At 74.1% G+C, this 16,281-nt stretch carries 12 protein-coding genes; 7 read left to right on the top strand and 5 right to left on the bottom strand.

Annotated elements, in window-relative coordinates; translation table 11 throughout:
• Window positions 1-24 precede the first annotated feature (24 nt).
• On the top strand, window positions 25-1,251 hold the full coding sequence (locus FXF50_RS05500) for an RNA polymerase sigma factor (RefSeq protein ID WP_187399543.1): 1,227 nt from the start codon (window positions 25-27) through the stop codon (window positions 1,249-1,251).
• Here FXF50_RS05500 and FXF50_RS05495 read toward each other — a convergent pair.
• Entirely contained in the window at window positions 1,216-2,382 is a 1,167-nt protein-coding gene (locus tag FXF50_RS05495) for a P1 family peptidase (protein ID WP_255509903.1), read from the bottom strand. The genes FXF50_RS05500 and FXF50_RS05495 overlap by 36 nt on opposite strands.
• Before the next feature lie 234 nt (window positions 2,383-2,616).
• Here FXF50_RS05495 and FXF50_RS05490 point away from each other — a divergent pair, with 234 nt between their 5' ends.
• Window positions 2,617-3,708 carry a CapA family protein gene (locus FXF50_RS05490; RefSeq protein ID WP_148426107.1) on the top strand — a complete coding sequence of 364 codons (1,092 nt, stop codon included), beginning with the start codon at window positions 2,617-2,619 and terminating at the stop codon, window positions 3,706-3,708.
• A 21-nt stretch (window positions 3,709-3,729) separates the two neighbouring features.
• Here the strand turns inward: FXF50_RS05490 and FXF50_RS05485 are convergent, their stop codons facing one another.
• Both FXF50_RS05485 and FXF50_RS05480 read right to left on the bottom strand, forming a co-directional pair.
• Window positions 3,730-4,155 (bottom strand): DUF2809 domain-containing protein, encoded by a 426-nt coding sequence (locus FXF50_RS05485; protein WP_148426106.1) that lies wholly within the window; start codon window positions 4,153-4,155, stop codon window positions 3,730-3,732.
• A 58-nt stretch (window positions 4,156-4,213) separates the two neighbouring features.
• Window positions 4,214-7,045, bottom strand: a complete 2,832-nt coding sequence (locus FXF50_RS05480; RefSeq protein ID WP_148426105.1) for an MXAN_6230/SCO0854 family RING domain-containing protein — start codon at window positions 7,043-7,045, stop codon at window positions 4,214-4,216.
• Between the two features lie 441 nt (window positions 7,046-7,486).
• Here FXF50_RS05480 and FXF50_RS05475 point away from each other — a divergent pair, with 441 nt between their 5' ends.
• Window positions 7,487-7,963: a hypothetical protein gene (locus FXF50_RS05475; protein ID WP_148426104.1), complete on the top strand. Its 477-nt coding sequence runs from the start codon at window positions 7,487-7,489 to the stop codon at window positions 7,961-7,963.
• A 30-nt stretch (window positions 7,964-7,993) separates the two neighbouring features.
• Window positions 7,994-9,823, top strand: a complete 1,830-nt coding sequence (locus FXF50_RS05470; protein ID WP_148426103.1) for a glycoside hydrolase family 15 protein — start codon at window positions 7,994-7,996, stop codon at window positions 9,821-9,823.
• An 86-nt stretch (window positions 9,824-9,909) separates the two neighbouring features.
• Here FXF50_RS05470 and FXF50_RS05465 read toward each other — a convergent pair whose 3' ends face one another.
• Complete coding sequence (locus FXF50_RS05465) at window positions 9,910-11,283, bottom strand: MFS transporter (protein ID WP_148426102.1); 1,374 nt, start codon at window positions 11,281-11,283, stop codon at window positions 9,910-9,912.
• Window positions 11,280-11,627: a nuclear transport factor 2 family protein gene (locus tag FXF50_RS05460; RefSeq protein WP_148426101.1), complete on the bottom strand. Its 348-nt coding sequence runs from the start codon at window positions 11,625-11,627 to the stop codon at window positions 11,280-11,282. The genes FXF50_RS05465 and FXF50_RS05460 overlap by 4 nt, the downstream gene beginning before the upstream one ends.
• Before the next feature lie 78 nt (window positions 11,628-11,705).
• Here FXF50_RS05460 and FXF50_RS05455 point away from each other — a divergent pair, with 78 nt between their 5' ends.
• From FXF50_RS05455 to FXF50_RS05445, 3 genes are all read left to right on the top strand, one after another.
• The gene (locus FXF50_RS05455) at window positions 11,706-14,321 is read left to right on the top strand and encodes a helix-turn-helix transcriptional regulator (protein ID WP_148426100.1); all 2,616 of its coding nucleotides are present in this window, start codon (window positions 11,706-11,708) and stop codon (window positions 14,319-14,321) included.
• Between the two features lie 397 nt (window positions 14,322-14,718).
• Window positions 14,719-15,177: a GNAT family N-acetyltransferase gene (locus FXF50_RS05450; protein WP_148426099.1), complete on the top strand. Its 459-nt coding sequence runs from the start codon at window positions 14,719-14,721 to the stop codon at window positions 15,175-15,177.
• 140 nt (window positions 15,178-15,317) lie between these two features.
• Window positions 15,318-15,821, top strand: a complete 504-nt coding sequence (locus FXF50_RS05445; protein WP_148426098.1) for an NUDIX hydrolase — start codon at window positions 15,318-15,320, stop codon at window positions 15,819-15,821.
• Window positions 15,822-16,281 lie beyond the last annotated feature (460 nt).

Genomic DNA, 16,281 nt, shown 5'->3' with positions numbered 1-16,281 from the left:
GCGTGAGAGCGACGGCCGGACCTGATGGACACGGCCGGCGTGGAGGCCGTCTGGCGGATCGAGTCGGCGCGGATCGTCGCCGCGCTGACCCGGTTCACCGGCGATTTCGGGCTGGCCGAGGACGCGGCCCAGGAGGCGGTGGCCGAGGCGCTGGTGTCGTGGCCGCTCGCCTCCCCGGCCAATCCGGCCGGCTGGCTGATGGCCGCGGCCCGGCGGCGGGCCGTCGACGCGATCCGCCGCCGGACCACCCTCCACGACCGGTACGCCCTGCTGGCGGCCGACCTGACGGTCGGCCCGGCGGTCGACCAGGAGGTCGATCCCGACCGGATCGACGATGACGTGCTCGCGCTGATGTTCATCAGCTGCCACCCGGTGCTCTCTCCCGAGGTCCGGGTGGCGCTGACCCTGCGCGTGGTCGGTGGCCTGTCCAGCGCGGAGATCGCTCGCGCGTTCCTCGTCCCGGTGCCGACCGTGCAGGCCCGCATCACCCGGGGCAAGAAGACGATCGCGGCGGCCCGGGTGCCGTTCGAGCTGCCGGCGGCCGGCGAGCGCCGGGAGCGGCTGAGCGCCGTGCTCAGCGTCCTCTACGTGATCTTCACTGAGGGGTCGACGGCCACGTCGGGCGACCGGCTGCTGCGCCCCGAGGTCGCGTACGAGGCGATCCGGCTGGCCCGCACGCTGGCCGCGCTGCAGCCGGACGAGCCCGAGGTGCACGGCTTGCTCGCCCTGTTCGAGCTGACGGCCGCGCGCTTCCCGGCCCGGACCGCCCCGGACGGTTCGCCGATCCTGCTCGAGGACCAGGACCGGCGGCGGTGGGACGTCGCGGCGATCCGCCGCGGGTCGGCCGCGTTGGCCAGGGCGTCGACCCGCGGCCTCGGCCCCTACGGCCTGCAGGCCGCGATCGCCGCCGCCCACGCGTCGGCGCCCTCGGTCGAGGCGACCGACTGGGACCGGATCGTGGTGCTCTACGAGGCGCTCGGCCGCGTCGCGCCCTCGCCGGTGGTCGAGCTCAACCGGGCCGTCGCCGTGGCCATGGCCTCGGGTCCGGCCCAGGCCCTGGCCATCGTGGGCGAGCTGATCGCCTCGGACCGGCTTGCCGGTTCGCATCTGGTGCCGACCGTTCGCGGTGAACTGCTGGCCCGGCTCGGCCGGCGACCGGAGGCGCGCGCCGAACTGGAGCTGGCGGCCCGGCTGTGTCCCAACCAGCGCGAACGCTCAGTGCTGCTGCGCAAGGCGGCTGAGCTGAGCTGATGCGGGCAGGTCACCGCGCCGGTGGCTCAGTGGGGCGGTGGGGAAGCCGGGTGGATGGTGGGGGTCGGGGGAGCCGTGCGCACCGCTTCCGGGCAGGCGGCCGGCGGTGGCCAACCGCCGCACGGCCGCCTCGTGCGGTACGGCGTGACTGACGCGACCGCCCACGCCGCGGGTGGTCGTGGCGGCGAAGAGCGAGTTGAGCAGCGCCTCCTCGACCGAGTCCAGGACGGCGGCGAAGACCGGATCGAGGTGAGCGTCGGGAATGGTCGGTCGGCCCGGCTCCGCCGTGCTGAACGCGATCGCGTAGTCGCCGCTGCCGTTGGCGTACGCGGCGCCGACCCGGCCCATGGCGAACACGGCCCGGCGGGCCAGCCGCCCGAGCTGCCGGGCGTCCAGCGAGGCGTCGGTGGCCACCACGATCATGCACGAGTTGCCGGGCGGCTCCGTGCGGTCGGCCTGCGGCACGAGCTCGTCGATCGGCAGCGGGACACCCAGCACCGTCAGCACACCGCCGAAGTTGGCCTGCACCAGGGCGCCGACGGTCGCCGGGGCGTCCGCCGCCCGTACCACCCGGGACGAGGTGCCGATGCCCGCTTTGTAGCCCAGCGCCGTGGTGCCGGTGCCGGCCCCGACGCAGCCCTCCGCCGGCGGCTGGTCGGACGCCCGGTCGATGGCGTCGAGCACGTGCCGCTCGGTGACGGGGCGCCGACGGATGTCCGAGAGGTGACCGTCGTTGGTCTCGCCCACGAGCGGGTTGAACGACAGGCCGTCCGGCCGGCGTCGCATCAGGTGGGTCACCACGGCGTCCGCGGCCCGGAACACCGACAGCGTGGCGGTCAGGACGATCGGGGATTCCAGGACACCGAGCTCGTCCACCTGGGTCGAGCCGACCAGTTTGCCGTACCCGTTGCCGGTCCAGACCGCCGCGGGGAGGGCCCACCGCGGCGGGCCGAGGCGGGCCGGCACCACTGCGGTGACGCCGGTGTGCAGGTCGGCGCCGTCGTCGACGGTGGTGTGCCCGACCAGCACGCCGGCGACGTCGGTGATGGCGTTGTGCGGTCCGGTCGGCAGCGGCCCGACGACGACGCCGAGGTCGCGGACGCGGCGGGTCTGCTGCGTCTCGTTCGTCACGGACGCGCATTCTAGTGCTGCGTCCGTAACCCGGCCGATGTTGTGCAGGGCGTCGACCAGCCAGAACTAGCAGGCCAGGAAGGCGCCATCGCGGTCGGGTTCAGCACGGTGAGGTCGGCGCGGCGCCGCGCGATCCGGGCCAGCCGCCGCGCGGCATAAGGCCATCGTTGCATCATGCGTGACCATCGGCCGACGGGTCACCGGGCGTCGGCCGTTGCGCGTACCCTCGGCCGGGTGATCGGCAGGACGGCGCGTGCCTCGCTGGCGGCGCTGACGGCCCTCGCGGTCTGCCTCGGGCTGGCCGGCTGCGCTGCCGGAACGGCCGACCCGGCGCCGGTCTGGCGCGGGGCCACGTCGGGTCCGACGCCGTCGGCCAGCGGCACAGCCGTGCCGAGCGCTTCGGCCGAGGTGCGGCTGGCGTTCGCCGGTGACGTCCACTTCACCGGCCGCACTCTGCGTCTGCTCGACGACCCGGAGACGGCCTTCGGGCCGATCGCGTCGGCGCTGCGCGACGCCGACGTCACGCTGGTCAACCTGGAGACGGCGGTGACCGACCGGGGCACCCCCGAACCGAAGACCTACCACTTCCGGGCGCCGAAGACCGCCTTCGCGGCGCTGCGCGCGGCCGGGGTCGACGCGGCGTCGATCGCCAACAACCACATCCTCGACTACGGCCGGCAGGGGCTCGCCGACACCCACGACGCGGCGAGGGAGGCCCGGTTCCCCGTGTTCGGCGCGGGCCGCGACGCCGACGCGGCGTACGCGCCCTGGTTCACCACGGTCCGAGGGCTGCGGATCGCCGTGCTCGGCATGTCCCAGGTGCACGACCTGGCCGGGTCGTGGCGGGCGACGGACAGCCGATCGGGCGTGGCGATGGCGTTCGATCCCGTCCGGGCCACCGCCGCGGTGCGGTCGGCGCGGGAGCGGGCCGATCTGGTGATCGTCTTCATGCACTGGGGCGTCGAGGGCAACTCGTGCCCGACCGGGGAGATGAAGACGTTCGCCCGGCGGCTGTCCGAGGCCGGCGCCGACATCGTGGTCGGCGCGCACGCGCACACGCTGCTGGCCGACGGCTGGCTGGGCCGCACCTACGTGCACTACGGGCTGGGCAACTTCCTCTGGTACGCCACGTCGCACAGCACCGACTCCGGCGTGCTGAAACTGGTCGTGCGCGGCCGGACGGTGGTGGACAGCCAGTTCGTCCCGGCGACGGTCTCCGGCAGTGGCCAGCCGGTGCCGGCCACCGGGGTCGGCAAGCGGCGCATCCTCGACAAGCTCGCCACCGCGCAGCGGTGCACAGGCCTGGCGGCGAAGCGCCCCGCATAGCGCGGCGAAGCTGGCCGCGTGCTACGGGTGGGCGTCAACCGGGCATGCCGCCGGTGACGCCGTGCGGCGTCGGGCGCGCACGAGGTGGTGCAGCACGACCAGAGGCGCCACGCCGGCCGGGTACCAGGCCAGGTCGACGGGGTCGAACTGCACACCCAGCGCCAGCCTCGCCGCCAGGCTCCGCGCCGAGAGTTCGGCCGGCACCCCGGTGAGCTGCGCGCACTCCACCAACCAGCAGAACACGGTGGCGAGCGTCCCGGCGGGCACCGGCGCCATCCGGGGCCACAGAAAGAGCACCCCGGCCCAGACCATCGACGCGTACAGCGCGGTGCCGGAGTACTGCCGCAGCGCCCCGTCGTCGACGACACGGATCAGCAGGGCGAGACCCAGGAACAGCAGCGCGGCCACCGGCATGAGCAGCCGCACCGCCCGGGAGGTGATCGGCATTCGCGCGAATGTAGCCACCGCCCCACGGTACGGGTCCGGGCCCATGCCGGTGCGGCGGCTACCGGGGCACCAGTTCGGCCGCCAGGTCCGCTGCGGAGACCGGCGTCCACGGCGGCCCAGCCGGTCCGTCGAGCAGTAGGGCGGCCGAGCCGTCGGCCACCTCGCCGTCGAAGAGCACGGTCAGCCGGTCCTGGTCCACCGTCGCGACGAACGCCTTCCCGGCCCGGGGCTGCGGCGAGGCGCCGTCCCCCATATCGTTGGCGGCTGCCGCACGGACCGCGGCCACGGTCTCGGCGCCGCGGCCGGCCGGTACCTGCGTGGTGGTGCCGTCCGCGTGCGCGACGACGATCCGGTCGGCCCGTGCCGAGGCGTGCCAGGCGGCGAGGTCCAGCAGGGTCGGCCGGATGCCGGCGTGAAAGTGTTCCCACAGGTCGGCGGCGAGCCGGCCGAGCCGGGCACCGTACCCGCCCACGTTGTGACCGTACCCGGCGGTGGACAGGCTCGCGTCGATCCACATCACCTGGCCGGTACGCACGTTGACCACCAGCGGCGCGAGCGACCGTGCGTCGCCGCGCAGGTGGAATCGCTGCACGACCCGGGCCGGGTCGAACTGTCGGCCACCCCGCTCGGGCAGGGAGAAGCCGGCGAACGCGGCGTCCAGCGCCTCGAACGGCACGTCGTTGTAGCTGAACACCACGGGTACGGCCCACTCGACCCGTGCCGACAGCAGCGCGGCCCGGTCGAGGTCGAGGAACTCGGTGGCGCCGAGCGGCGGCGGTGCGGACGTCAGGTCACCGGAGTGGATGGCGGCGCGTCCCTTGAACCGCAGGCGCGTGTAGTCACAGTGGCCGCGCGGCGTCCACTCCCGGTCGTAGAACGCGCAGGACAGGTCCAGGTCGACCCGGAACTTCTCGCCGTCCGTCCAGTGCAGGAAGAGCCGCAGCACGTCCAGGTCGGGCAGGTGGCGGACGCTGCCCCGCGGCCAACCGGTCAGCTGCGCGGAGCCCGCGCGGTCGCGTCGCGGGGCGGGCACCCGGCCCAGCGCGGCGTCCAGCACGGCCACGTCGAACCGGTCCAACCCGCCGGCGCGCTCGACCAGTTCGGCGTCGACGCCCGCGCGGATCTCGGCTATCGCCTCGGCAGGTAGCGGGCGGCGCTGCTCCGGCGCGCTCCACGCCCGCACCACGTCCCCCCTGGGGAAGAAGGTGCGTCGCGGCGTGCCCGGCTCCGCGCCCCGAGCCGGCACGGGGCCGGCCGGCCGCCGTGTCCGCAGCCCCAGCGCGCGCCCCAGGGCTGCCCCGACCGTGCCGACGTGCCGGGCCCCGACGGCCTGCGCGGCCTCCGCCATCGACGCGTCGGCGGCCACCTCCACGGCCTCCACGACCGCGACCGTGGCGTCGCGGCCGGTCAGCGCGGCGGCCGCGTCGGCGAGGACGGTCGGCGACACCCGGGGCGCGACCTGCCGCGCGGCGGCCAGCACGACGCGCTGCGCGTCCGGGTCGTCGCCGGCCAGGCGCAGCAGGTGGTCGAGCCGCCGCCACAGGTCGCCGGGCCGCTGGACGAGCAGGGCGGCGGCGCCGGCGGCGTCCCCCTCGGCCACCGCCTGCTCGACCAGTGCGGCGAACGTGCGAACCCGTAGCGACACGGTGCCGTCGGTGTGCCGGGACAGGATCAGCCGCTCCGGGGCGCGCTCACCGGCGGCGACCATCGCGGTGCCCAGCGCGCCTCCCGCCGGTGCGCGGGTGCCGCGCAGCGCCGCGAACGCGACCGCCGCGTCCGGGTACGCGGTGACCCACTCGTAGGGGTGCAGTCGCTCGGCGAGCCGCTTCCAGACGGTGGGGTGGCGTGCCAGGTCCTCGGCCGCGGTGGGCAGGTCGAGGGACCCGAGGAAGGCGAGCACCGTGCGGCGCAGCGGCCGGGGCAGCGCGCGTACCCGCGGCGTGCCGACGGTCACCGCCGGCTCGTCGACCGGCCGGTACGCCTCCGAGGGCGCGTTGTCGCGGCGTCGCCGCGGCAACACGAGGCCGGGATCTCCGCCCGAGTACGCCCACAGCGCGCGGGCGACGTCGGTGGCGGTGTCCCAGCGGGTGGCGGCCTCGGCGAGCACCCGCTCGTGGGCGGCGGTGAGTGCCGTGCGGTGCAGCGCCTCCGCGACCACCACTGCCAGGGTCTCCCGGGCGGGCACCACCGCCGGCAGCCAGTCGAGGCGGTCCGGCGCGGTCGCGGCGACGAGTGTCCGCAGGTCGGCCAGGTCGCCCTCGCCGAGCGCCGTGGGCCGCCCCACCAGCTCGTCCCGCAGCCGGACGGCGGTGCCGGTGGGGGAGTGGTCAAGGGTGAGCCGGCGCAGCCGCACCGGCGGTGCCGTGGCCGACGTCGGCGGCGCCGCCTCGGCCACGAGCGGCAGGTAGGAGTTGCCGGCCGTCAGCCGTCGCCCGCAGATCGGGCAGGCGGTGTACGCGTCGGCGTCGAAGCAGTCCGCGCACACCAGGTGCCCGCAGGGGTCCAGCGCGTGGACCCGGCCCTCCGCTCCGCACAGGACGCACGGTGCCGCGTCGGTCTGCAGCAGGTGCACGATGAGCCGCTCGACGTAGAGCCGGTCCGGGTCGGCCGGAGTGTCCGGGAAGCTACGGAACAGCGGCACGTGTTCCCGGTCGGCGCCGACCAGTTCGGCGGTGACCGCGCAGACGAAGTCGGCCCAGCGCATCCGGGTCACCGGGTCGAGCAGGGCGAACCGCCGCCGGATCGCCGCGTCGAGCAGCCAGCCCGTGGCGGCCAGGTCGGCCTCGAGGCTGGCCACCCAGGCGTCGCCGTCGGCGGGTCGTGCGGCTGCCGGCGACGGCAGCGCCACCGCGCCGGCCCGGCGCAGCAGGATCGTGGCGAGCGCGTCCATCAGCGGCGTCCTCCTTCGACCTGGTGCGCCGGTGGTCGGCGCCGCTGCGGCAGACAGATGCCGGGGCGGAGAGTCGGCACGCTGCATTCAGTCGAAGAAAGGAGAAGGAAGCGCACCTGGGAGCCGCCCCGGCCCGTCGATGCTACGGCCCACCTCAGCTTTCCCGCGACCCGTTTTGCGGCCCGGACAGCGGATCGATCAGGTGGCCGTGTCACTGCCCTGCACGTACCTCGACAAGCAGGCAAATGTGCCCGGCCGGTTGATTTATGGTGAAGCCGGAGCGGCCACGGTGGCCCTGCTGGTGCCAGGCGCGCCCTGACCAGAGCCGTAGGGCCTTCTGTTTTCCGTTTGAGGATGGACCCATGACAGCGAGAACATCCGCCCGTGCCGGAGGGCTTGCCGGGCCGACAGCGAACACGCACGACGTCAGCCATCGCTGACATGGACTGGGCCGGATGGGGTCTGTTCGGACTGGTCGCCACCGCGGCGCTCACCGCGGCGTTGATCACCGCCCAACTGGCCGGCCTCACCCGCCTCGACCTTCCCCTGGTGCTCGGGACCCTGGTCACCGAGGATCCCGACCGGGCCCGGGTCGTCGGATTCTTCATGCACCTCGGCGCGGGTCAGGGCTTCGCCCTCGGCTACGCGGCCACGTTCGCCCTGCTGCACCGGGCCACCTGGTGGATCGGTGCGCTGCTCGGGCTGCTGCACGTCGGCATCGCCCTGACGGTGCTCCTGCCGCTGCTACCGGGTGTCCACCCCCGCATGGCCTCGCAGCGGGCCGGCCTCACCAGCACGGCCGTGCTGGAGCCGCCCGGCGTGCTCGCTGTCAACTACGGCGTGCAGACTCCCGCGGTCGCGGTCGTCATCCACGTCATCTACGGGATCGTCCTCGGACTGCTCGTCCAGGCCGACTGATGGTCGCCGACTCGTGACGGAGCGGTCTTCATGACTAATGGAACCGACCTGGCTCCCGCCCGACGCCCGGCACCGATCAGCGACTACGGGCTGCTGGGCGACACCCGCACCGCCGCCCTCGTGGCCGGTGACGGCGGGATCGACTGGCTCTGCGTGCCACGCTTCGACGGCGAGCCGCTGTTCGGCCGGCTGGTCGGTGGCCCGGAAGCGGGAACGTTCCGGGTCGGACCGGCACGGCCGGCGACGGTCGTCGACCGACGCTACCGGCAGCACACCGCCACCCTGGAGACGACCTGGGCGGTGGGCGACGGCCGCCTCACCCTCACCGAGGGCATGGTGACCGAGGTCAAAGGGCGGCTGCTGCCGACGACTCTGCTGGTGCGGCGGCTGTCGGCCGAGCAGGAGGCGGTCGAGGCCGTCGTGCAGTTCGACCCCCGCCTCGGCGCCCTGCACCGCCGGCCGCGGATCCACCACCGGCGCCAGGCCCTGGTCTGTTCGTGGGGGTCGGTCGCGGTCTCCCTGTCGAGCGCGCCCGCGCTCGCCGTCGAGACCGGACGGTCCACCCCGATCACGGTCCGGCCCGGTAGCCCGGTCACCCTCGTGCTGGCCGTCGCTCACCGCGAACCGCTGATCCACGTCGAGCCGGCGGCGGCCTGGGACCTGCTCGTCGAGGACGAGAACCGGTGGCGGGACTGGACCACCGAGATCGACGGGTCGCTGCCCTTCCGCGAGGCCGTCGTCCGCAGCCTGCTGACCATCCGGCTGCTGACCTACTCGCCCTCGCAGGCTCCGGTCGCGGCGCCCACGACGTCGTTGCCCGAGGACCCCGGCGGCGTACGGAACTGGGACTACCGCTACGTCTGGCCCCGGGACGCCAGCATCGGCGTCAGTGCCTTCCTCAGTGTCGGCAAACCCGAGGAGGCCCACGGCTTCCTCGCCTGGCTGCTGCACGCCAGCCGGCTGCAGCGACCACGCCTGCCCGCACTGCTCACCCTGCACGGCCGCCACGTGCCGGCGGAACGGGACCTGCCCGGCTGGCCCGGCTACCTCGCCAGCGTCCCCGTACGGGTCGGCAACGGGGCCGCGGGCCAGCACCAGCTCGACGGCTACGGCTGGGTGGTCGACGCGGCCTGGGCGTTCGCGCAGGCCGGACAGCGCCTCTACAGCGAGACGTGGCGGGCGGTGCGCGGCTTCGCCGACGTGGTCGCCCGTCGCTGGCAGGAGCCCGACGCCGGCATCTGGGAGGTCCGCGAGCCCACCCAGCACGTCCATTCCAAGCTCATGGGCTGGCTCGCACTGGACCGCGCCCTCCGCATCGCCGACACCCATCCGCTGCCCGACCGCCAGCGCCGGCGCTGGCAGGAGGCACGGGACGCGATCGCCGCCGAGGTCCGGACGCGCGGCTTCGACCCCGAGGCGGGCTGCTACGTCCGCGGGTACGGCACCCAGGACCTCGATGCGGCCCTGCTCGTCCTGCCGCTGCTCGACCTGGACAGCGCCGACTCGCCCCGGGTGCGGGGCACCATCGACGCCATCCGGGACCGGCTCTCCGCCGGCGGTCCGCTGCTCTACCGCTACCCGCCGGGCCGGGACGGCTTCCCCGGCGGTGAAGGCGCGTTCCTGCCCTGCTCGTTCTGGCTCGTGCAGGCGCTGGCCCGCACCGGGCGCCGCCGCGAGGCCGTCGAGCTGTTCCAGACCCTGCTCGACCTCGCCAGCCCTCTCGGCCTCTACGCCGAGGAGATGGACCCCGCGACGCGCGCCCACCTCGGCAACTATCCCCAGACGCTCACCCACGCCGCGCTCGTCCAGGCCGCACTCGCCATCCGCGACGCCCCCACCCGCGGCCCGGTGTCCGCCTGACCGAGGGAACGCCCCGCCGGGAGACCGCCGTGGGGGAGCGGCCCACCGGCCGCCGGCCCATGAGACGGCGGCCGGTGCGTACGGCGTCATCGCCTCGGCAGCAGCTGGATGACGGCGGCCAGCGCCAGTTCCAGCACGATGAGCGCGACCAGCCCGGCCCGGAACCCGCCGGTCAGATCCGCGGCCCGGTAGAACACGATGCCGATCAGGGCCACCCCGACCGCGTTGCCGGTCTGGTTCACCGTGGCCAGCACCCCGGCGGCGGCGCCGGTGTGCCGCGGGTTGATCCGCGAGAGGACCGTGGTGGTGAGCGGGGCGAGCGCGATGCCCATACCGATGCCGTCCACGGCCAGCCCCGGCACGAGCCAGCCGGTGCCGTGCCCGGCCGCCTGCCACATGCCGTACAGGCCCACCGCCATCACCAACGCGCCGACGCTGACCACCTGCCGGCCGAGCCGGGCCGCGATCCGGTGCGCGTAGGTCGAGGTGGCCAGGTAGCCGGCGCCGATGGCGATGAAGACGACGCCCGACTGAAGCGCCGACAGGCCCCGCTCGACCTGGAGGTAGAGCGCCAGGACGAGGAAGAACGACGCCTGCCCCATCCAGAACACCTGGGTCGCCACCAGCCCCACCGAGAACGCCCGCTCCCGGAACAGCGTGAGGTCCACCAGGGGTTGCGCGCTGCGCCGCTGGGTCGCCGCGAACAGCGCGAACAGCAGCGCCGCGCCGGCCAGACTCAACCAGGTCCACAGCGGCCAGCCCTGCTCACGCCCCTCCACCAGCGGCAGCACCAGCGCCACCAGCGCGGCGCTCACCAGGACCACGCCGGCCAGGTCGAGCCGGGTCGCCGGGTGGCGGGACTCCGGCACCCGGCGCAGCAGCGCCAGCGCGGCCACCCCGATCGGCAGGTTGATGAGGAAACACAGCCGCCAGTCCAGGCCGAACAGGTCCGCCCTGATCAGCAGGCCGCCGATCAACTGGCCGAAGACGGCGCCCAGGCCCATGGTCAGGCCGTACCGGGCGATCGCCTTCGGCTGCTCGGCCGGCGCGACGCTGGTGCGCACGATGGCCAGCACCTGCGGCATGAGCAGCGCCGCCGCGAGCCCCTGCAGCACCCGGGCGCCGATGAGGACACCCACGGTTGGCGCCAGCCCGCACAGCACCGAGGCCGCGGTGAACAGCGCCACGCCGAGCCCGAAGACCTGGCGGCGACCGTAGCGGTCGCCCAGCCGGCCGCCGGTGATCAGGCCGGCGGCCACCGCGAGCACGTAGCCGGCGACCACCCACTCCAGCGCGGCCGGGCCGGCGTCCAGGTCGCGCTGCATCGCCGGCAGAGCCACGTTGACGATGAACGCGTCGATCGCGGTCATGAACGTGGAGATCAGCAGCACCGGCAGGAAAGCGCCGGGCCGCGCGGCCGGTGCGGTGACCCGCACCGGCCGCGCGCTCAGGACGGTCATGCCGGCACCCGGTCCAAAAAGCCGTGCACGGTGGCGATCCGGCCGTCGGCGATGACCGCGACATCGAAGCCGACGACGATCGGCTCGGCGCCGGCCGGGCCCAGGGTCCAGGTGAACCGGGCCAGGTCGTGGTGCGCGTCGACCGGGCCGGCCAGGCTGAACTGCAGCCCGGCGAACTGCTGCTGCACGCTGGCGATCAGCGCGTCGATCTGGTCGCGGCCCGCGACGGAGGCCAGCGGGTCGGTGTACGTCCCGTCGGCCGCCCACACCTCGTCGATGAGGGCCCGGCGGGCGGCGGCGTCGGTGGTGTTCCAGGCGGTGAGGTACTTCTCGATGAGTTCCATGGCCACGACGCTAGGGACGATCCGGCGGCCGGGAATCGGTAGCGCTTAGGTACCGCGTACCTGTGTAGGGTCCAAGGAATGTTGCACGGCCGCGCAGCAGAGCAGGAGCGGATCGCGGCGCTGGTGGCGCGAGCCCGGGCGGGGGAGAGCGCCGCGCTGGTGCTGCGGGGCGGGCCGGGCATCGGCAAGACCGCGCTGCTGGACTGGGCCGCCGAGCTGACGTCGCCCACCGGCCGGCCGCTGCGCGTGCTGCGCGCCAGCGCCGCCGAGTTCGAAGCCGAGCTGCCGTTCGCCGGGCTGAGCCAGCTCGTCCGGCCGGCGCTCGACCGCCTCGACCGGCTGCCCGCGCCGCAGCGGCAGGTGCTCGCCTCCGCGTTCGGGCTCGGCGGCGGCGCCCCGGCCGACCGGCTGCTGGTGGGGCTCGCGGTGCTGTCGCTCCTGGCGGACCTGGCCGACGACGGTCCGCTGCTCTGCCTCGTCGACGACGCGCACTGGCTGGACAGCGTCTCCGCCGAGGCGCTGCTGTTCGCCGCGCGCCGGCTGCACGCCGAGGGCGTCGTGATGATCTTCGCGGCCCGGGACGGGGTCTTTCCCGCCCCCGGCCTGCCCGAACTCACCGTCGGCGCGCTCGCGCCGGCCGACGCCGTCCAGCTGCTCGACCCGCAGCTCGCCCCCGAGGTGCGGATGCGGGTGCTCGGCGAGGCGCAGGGCAACCCGCTCGCGCTGATCGAGCTGCCCGGCGTCGTCCGGGCCGGCGACGCCGGCGGCCCGCTACCGCTCACCGACCGGTTGCAGGCGGCGTTCCACGGCCAGGTCGACCGGCTGCCCGCCGGCGCCCGGACGCTGCTGCTCGTCGCCGCCGTCGAGGACACCGGCGACCTGGACGTCCTGCTGCGCGCCGCCGCCCCCCTCGGCGGCAACCCGGCGGACCTGCGGCCGGCGGAGGAGGCCCGGCTCGTCGAGGTCACCGGCCGGCGGCTGCGGTTCCGCCACCCGCTGGTCCGCGCCGCCGTGCACGCCGCCGCCACGTACCCGGAACGTCTCGCCGCGCACCGCGCCCTCGCGGACGTGCTCACCACGCCCGACACCGCCGACCGGCGGGCCTGGCACCTCGCCGCGGCCACCACCGGCCCGGACGAGCAGGTCGCCGCCACCCTGGAACGCACCGCCGAGCAGGCCCGCGCGCGCAGCGGCTACGGGGCGGCGCTGGCCGCGTTCGAGCGCGCCGCCGAACTGAGCGGGGACGCCGCCGCCCAGGCACGCCGGCTGCTGTCGGCCGCCGAGAGCGGCCTCCAGTCCGGGCACCTCGACAACGCGGTCCGGCTCGCCGAGCGGGCCGCCGGCCTGGTGAACGAGCCGGCCTTCCACGCCCGCGTCGCCTGGGTCGAAGGGCACGCCTGGTTCTGGCAGGGCGGCCACCAGACCGCGTACGACCTCATGAGCCAGGGCGCGCAGCTCGACCCCGGACAGCGGGACGCGTTGCTGGTGGCGGTGTTCCACCCGGCCTGGTACCTCGGCGAGCCGTACCTGGGCGCCTGCCTCGACCAGCTCGCGACCCTCGACCATCCGGTGGCGCGCTACCAGGTCGCCGCCGTCCGCGGCCGGCCGCTGCCGCTGGCCGCGGTAGCCGCCCAGGTGGGCGTCGAACCCCGCGACCGCGTGCAGCTCTGCGGGCTCGGCTTCGTCGCCGGGCAGGACGCCGAGACCTACGAGCTGGCCTCCGGCCTGGTCGCCCGCTGCCGGGCCGACGGCGTCCTCGGGCTGCTGCCCACGCTGCTGTTCTTCCTCGCCGAGGCGGAGTTCTTCCACGGCCGGCACCGCGACGCCGCGGTCAGCCTCGACGAGGCGGTCCGGGTCGCCCGCGACGGCAACCAGCCGCTCTGGGTCAGCCAACTGCTCGCCGTGCAGGCCGTGCTGGCCGCGGTGGCCGGCGACGAGGCACGCTGCCAGGAACTCGTGGCCTCGGCGCTGGACGGCGCCGCGGCGGGCGCCGAAGCGGGCGGCCGGGCCTGGACGCTCTGGGCGTTGGGCCTGCTCGACCTCGGCCAGGGCCGCGCCGAGTCCGCCGTGACCCGACTCGCCGCCCTCCAGGAGAACCCCTACGCCCACCAGGTCTGCGCGTACCGCAGCGTGCCCGACCTGGTCGAGGCGGCCGTCCGGGCCGGCGTGCCCGAGCAGGCCGAGCAGGCGTACACCCGCTTCTCGGCCTGGGCGCAGCGGGTCGACCAGCCGTGGGCGACGTCGCTGGCGTACCGGTGCCGGGCGCTGCTCTCCGGCGACGAGCAGGACTACCTGCTCGCGCTGAAGGCCGGCGGACGCCCCTTCGAACAGGCCCGCACCGAACTGCTGTACGGCGAGTGGCTGCGCCGCGCCCGGCGCAAGGCCGACGCCCGCGGCCGCCTGCACCACGCCCTGGACACGTTCGACCAGTTGGGCGCGGCGCCGTGGGCGGCCCGGGCGCGCGGTGAGCTGGAGGCCACCGGCCTGCGCGCCCCGCAACCCGCCGCGTCGGCCGCCGCCGACCTCACCCCGCAGGAGCTGCAGATCGCCCGGCTCGCCGGCACGGGGCTGTCCAACCGGGACATCGCCGCGCAGCTGTTCCTCAGCCCGAAGACGGTCGCGTACCACCTGTACAAGGCGTACCCGAAGCTCGGCATCACCAGCCGCACCGAGCTGGCCGCCCTCGCGTTGTGACCAGCAGTGGTGCCATCAGGTATGGACACGCAGAGGTGCGACAGGTCCAGAGACCTAGAGGCGGCAGGTTGGCCGCTGACGAAACGTCCTGTCATGCCGATGAGCGGATACCCGACCATGGCGGTGAGAGTCCTGGGTGGCTGCGTCGTGGGCATCTGACCGACTTGCGGACGTCGGGTGGAACGAGAATCGCCTGGGCCACGTCGCTCGTGTATCAGCCGGATCAGTCGCGGAGGAGCGCGTCGCCTCGCGGGCTACGCACGTAGAAAACCAGACGCCCGGCCCGCTGCCGAGTGACGAGGCCAGCGGTCACGAGCCGCGTCAGGTGGGCCGAGACTCCGCGTGGGGTCAGCCCGGTGCGGCGGGCGGAGAAGCTTGGCTCGGTAGTCTGGCGATCATGGCGGACTGGGAGATTCGGCCGGCTTCGGTGGCGGACGTCGAGGCGGTGGCCGAGTTGCGGACTGTGGTGCTGCGGGCGGATCTGGAGCGGCTCGGGCGGTACGACGAGCAGCGGGTGCGGCAGCGACTGCGGGACGGGTTCGTGCCGGCGCACACCTGGATTATCGAGGTGGGCGGCGCATTCGCCGGCTGTGTGTCGCTGCGGCCGGCCGAGGACGCCCACTGGCTGGAGCACTTTTACCTGGCCCCGCACCTGCAGGGCAACGGCTTCGGTACGGCCCTGCTGCGCGGGCTGCTGGAGCAGTGCGACCGCGATGGCATCCTGGTTCGGCTGAACGTACTGCAGGGCAGTCCGGCCCGGCACCTGTACGAGCGGCACGGATTCACACTCGAGACCGAGGATCCGGTGGACGTGTTCATGGTGCGCGAGCCGGCCTTGGCCGTGCGTGACAGGTGATCGCCTGGCGGGTTCGCGGAGCCAGAGGATCAGGGATGCCATCCAGCGTCTGCTTGAGCCGGTGGGCACATCTGCCGCAGATAGTGAAAGCTGTGACGTGCCCGTGCCCGTGCCCGTGCGCGGTGCTGAGGTGAGGTTGAATGGCCCCCGTGCCAAGCATGAGTCGGTCCCGGTACGCCGGTGTTCTCGCACATCACGACGACAAAGTCGTTCTCGTGTACGAGGAGTACCCACGGTGGGGCGGCCCCTACTGGAACATCCCGAGCGGGCGGATCGAGGACCACGAGACGCCGTTTGAGGGCGCCTGCCGAGAGTTGGCCGAGGAGACAGGTCTGGTGGTCGCAACCGCGGACCTCGTTCTTCATGGCACGGCGGCGGTGACCGGAGCAGTCACCGTCAGCCGGGTGTGGAACTTCACCGTCGACGTGGTGGATCCGACCCTGCACGTCCGCGACCCAGATGGTCTGATTCAGGAGGCCCGCTGGTTCCCCGTCGAAGAAGCAAGCCGCTTGCTTCATGAGTTGCCCTACCGGCCGCTGTCGGAGCCGTCAGTTGCGCTCCTCACCCGTCAGGCTCAGCCGGGCGCCCATTGGGCGTATTCCGATCCGGAAGCGGAGCCGGTTGTCACCTACCCCAACGGGTGAAGGATATTTGCCACGTCCCTGTCCTGCTGATGACCAAGATGCCCCGAGACCTTGCTGGACCGCGGCGACGAGCCCCGCGGACGGACTACAGCGTGTTCGCCTCCCGAACCGTTCTCGATCTCTGTCGTTTACCGGATCTGCCGCTTTGAGGGCGTCGTGGCTACGTCAGGACGCTGGGGAGCAAGAAGACAAGCGCGGCTACGACAGCGAAGATGAGAGCTGTGCGAATCCCCTGGCGGAAAGTCTGGACGGAGAAACCACCGCCCAACCGGTGGCTCGCGGCAGGTCTACCCACGTTGAGCCTCTTCGGTTTCGGGTTCTTACTGCGCGTAGCCTTCGATTCCGGCAGTAGGACATCAGGGCTGGTCTGGTTGGGCTACGGAGGTCTCGGCCTCATCGGGCTAGTGCTGACCGTAGTCGGCGTCGCCAAGGCGCGGAGCAGCGGTAGCGGTGACTCACC

The organism is Micromonospora sp. AP08 (genome assembly GCF_008085935.1).
Lineage (GTDB): Bacteria > Actinomycetota > Actinomycetes > Mycobacteriales > Micromonosporaceae > Micromonospora > Micromonospora chersina.
The sequence above is the reverse complement of the archived record's forward strand: the minus strand, read 5'-3'. Positions and strand labels throughout refer to the sequence as shown.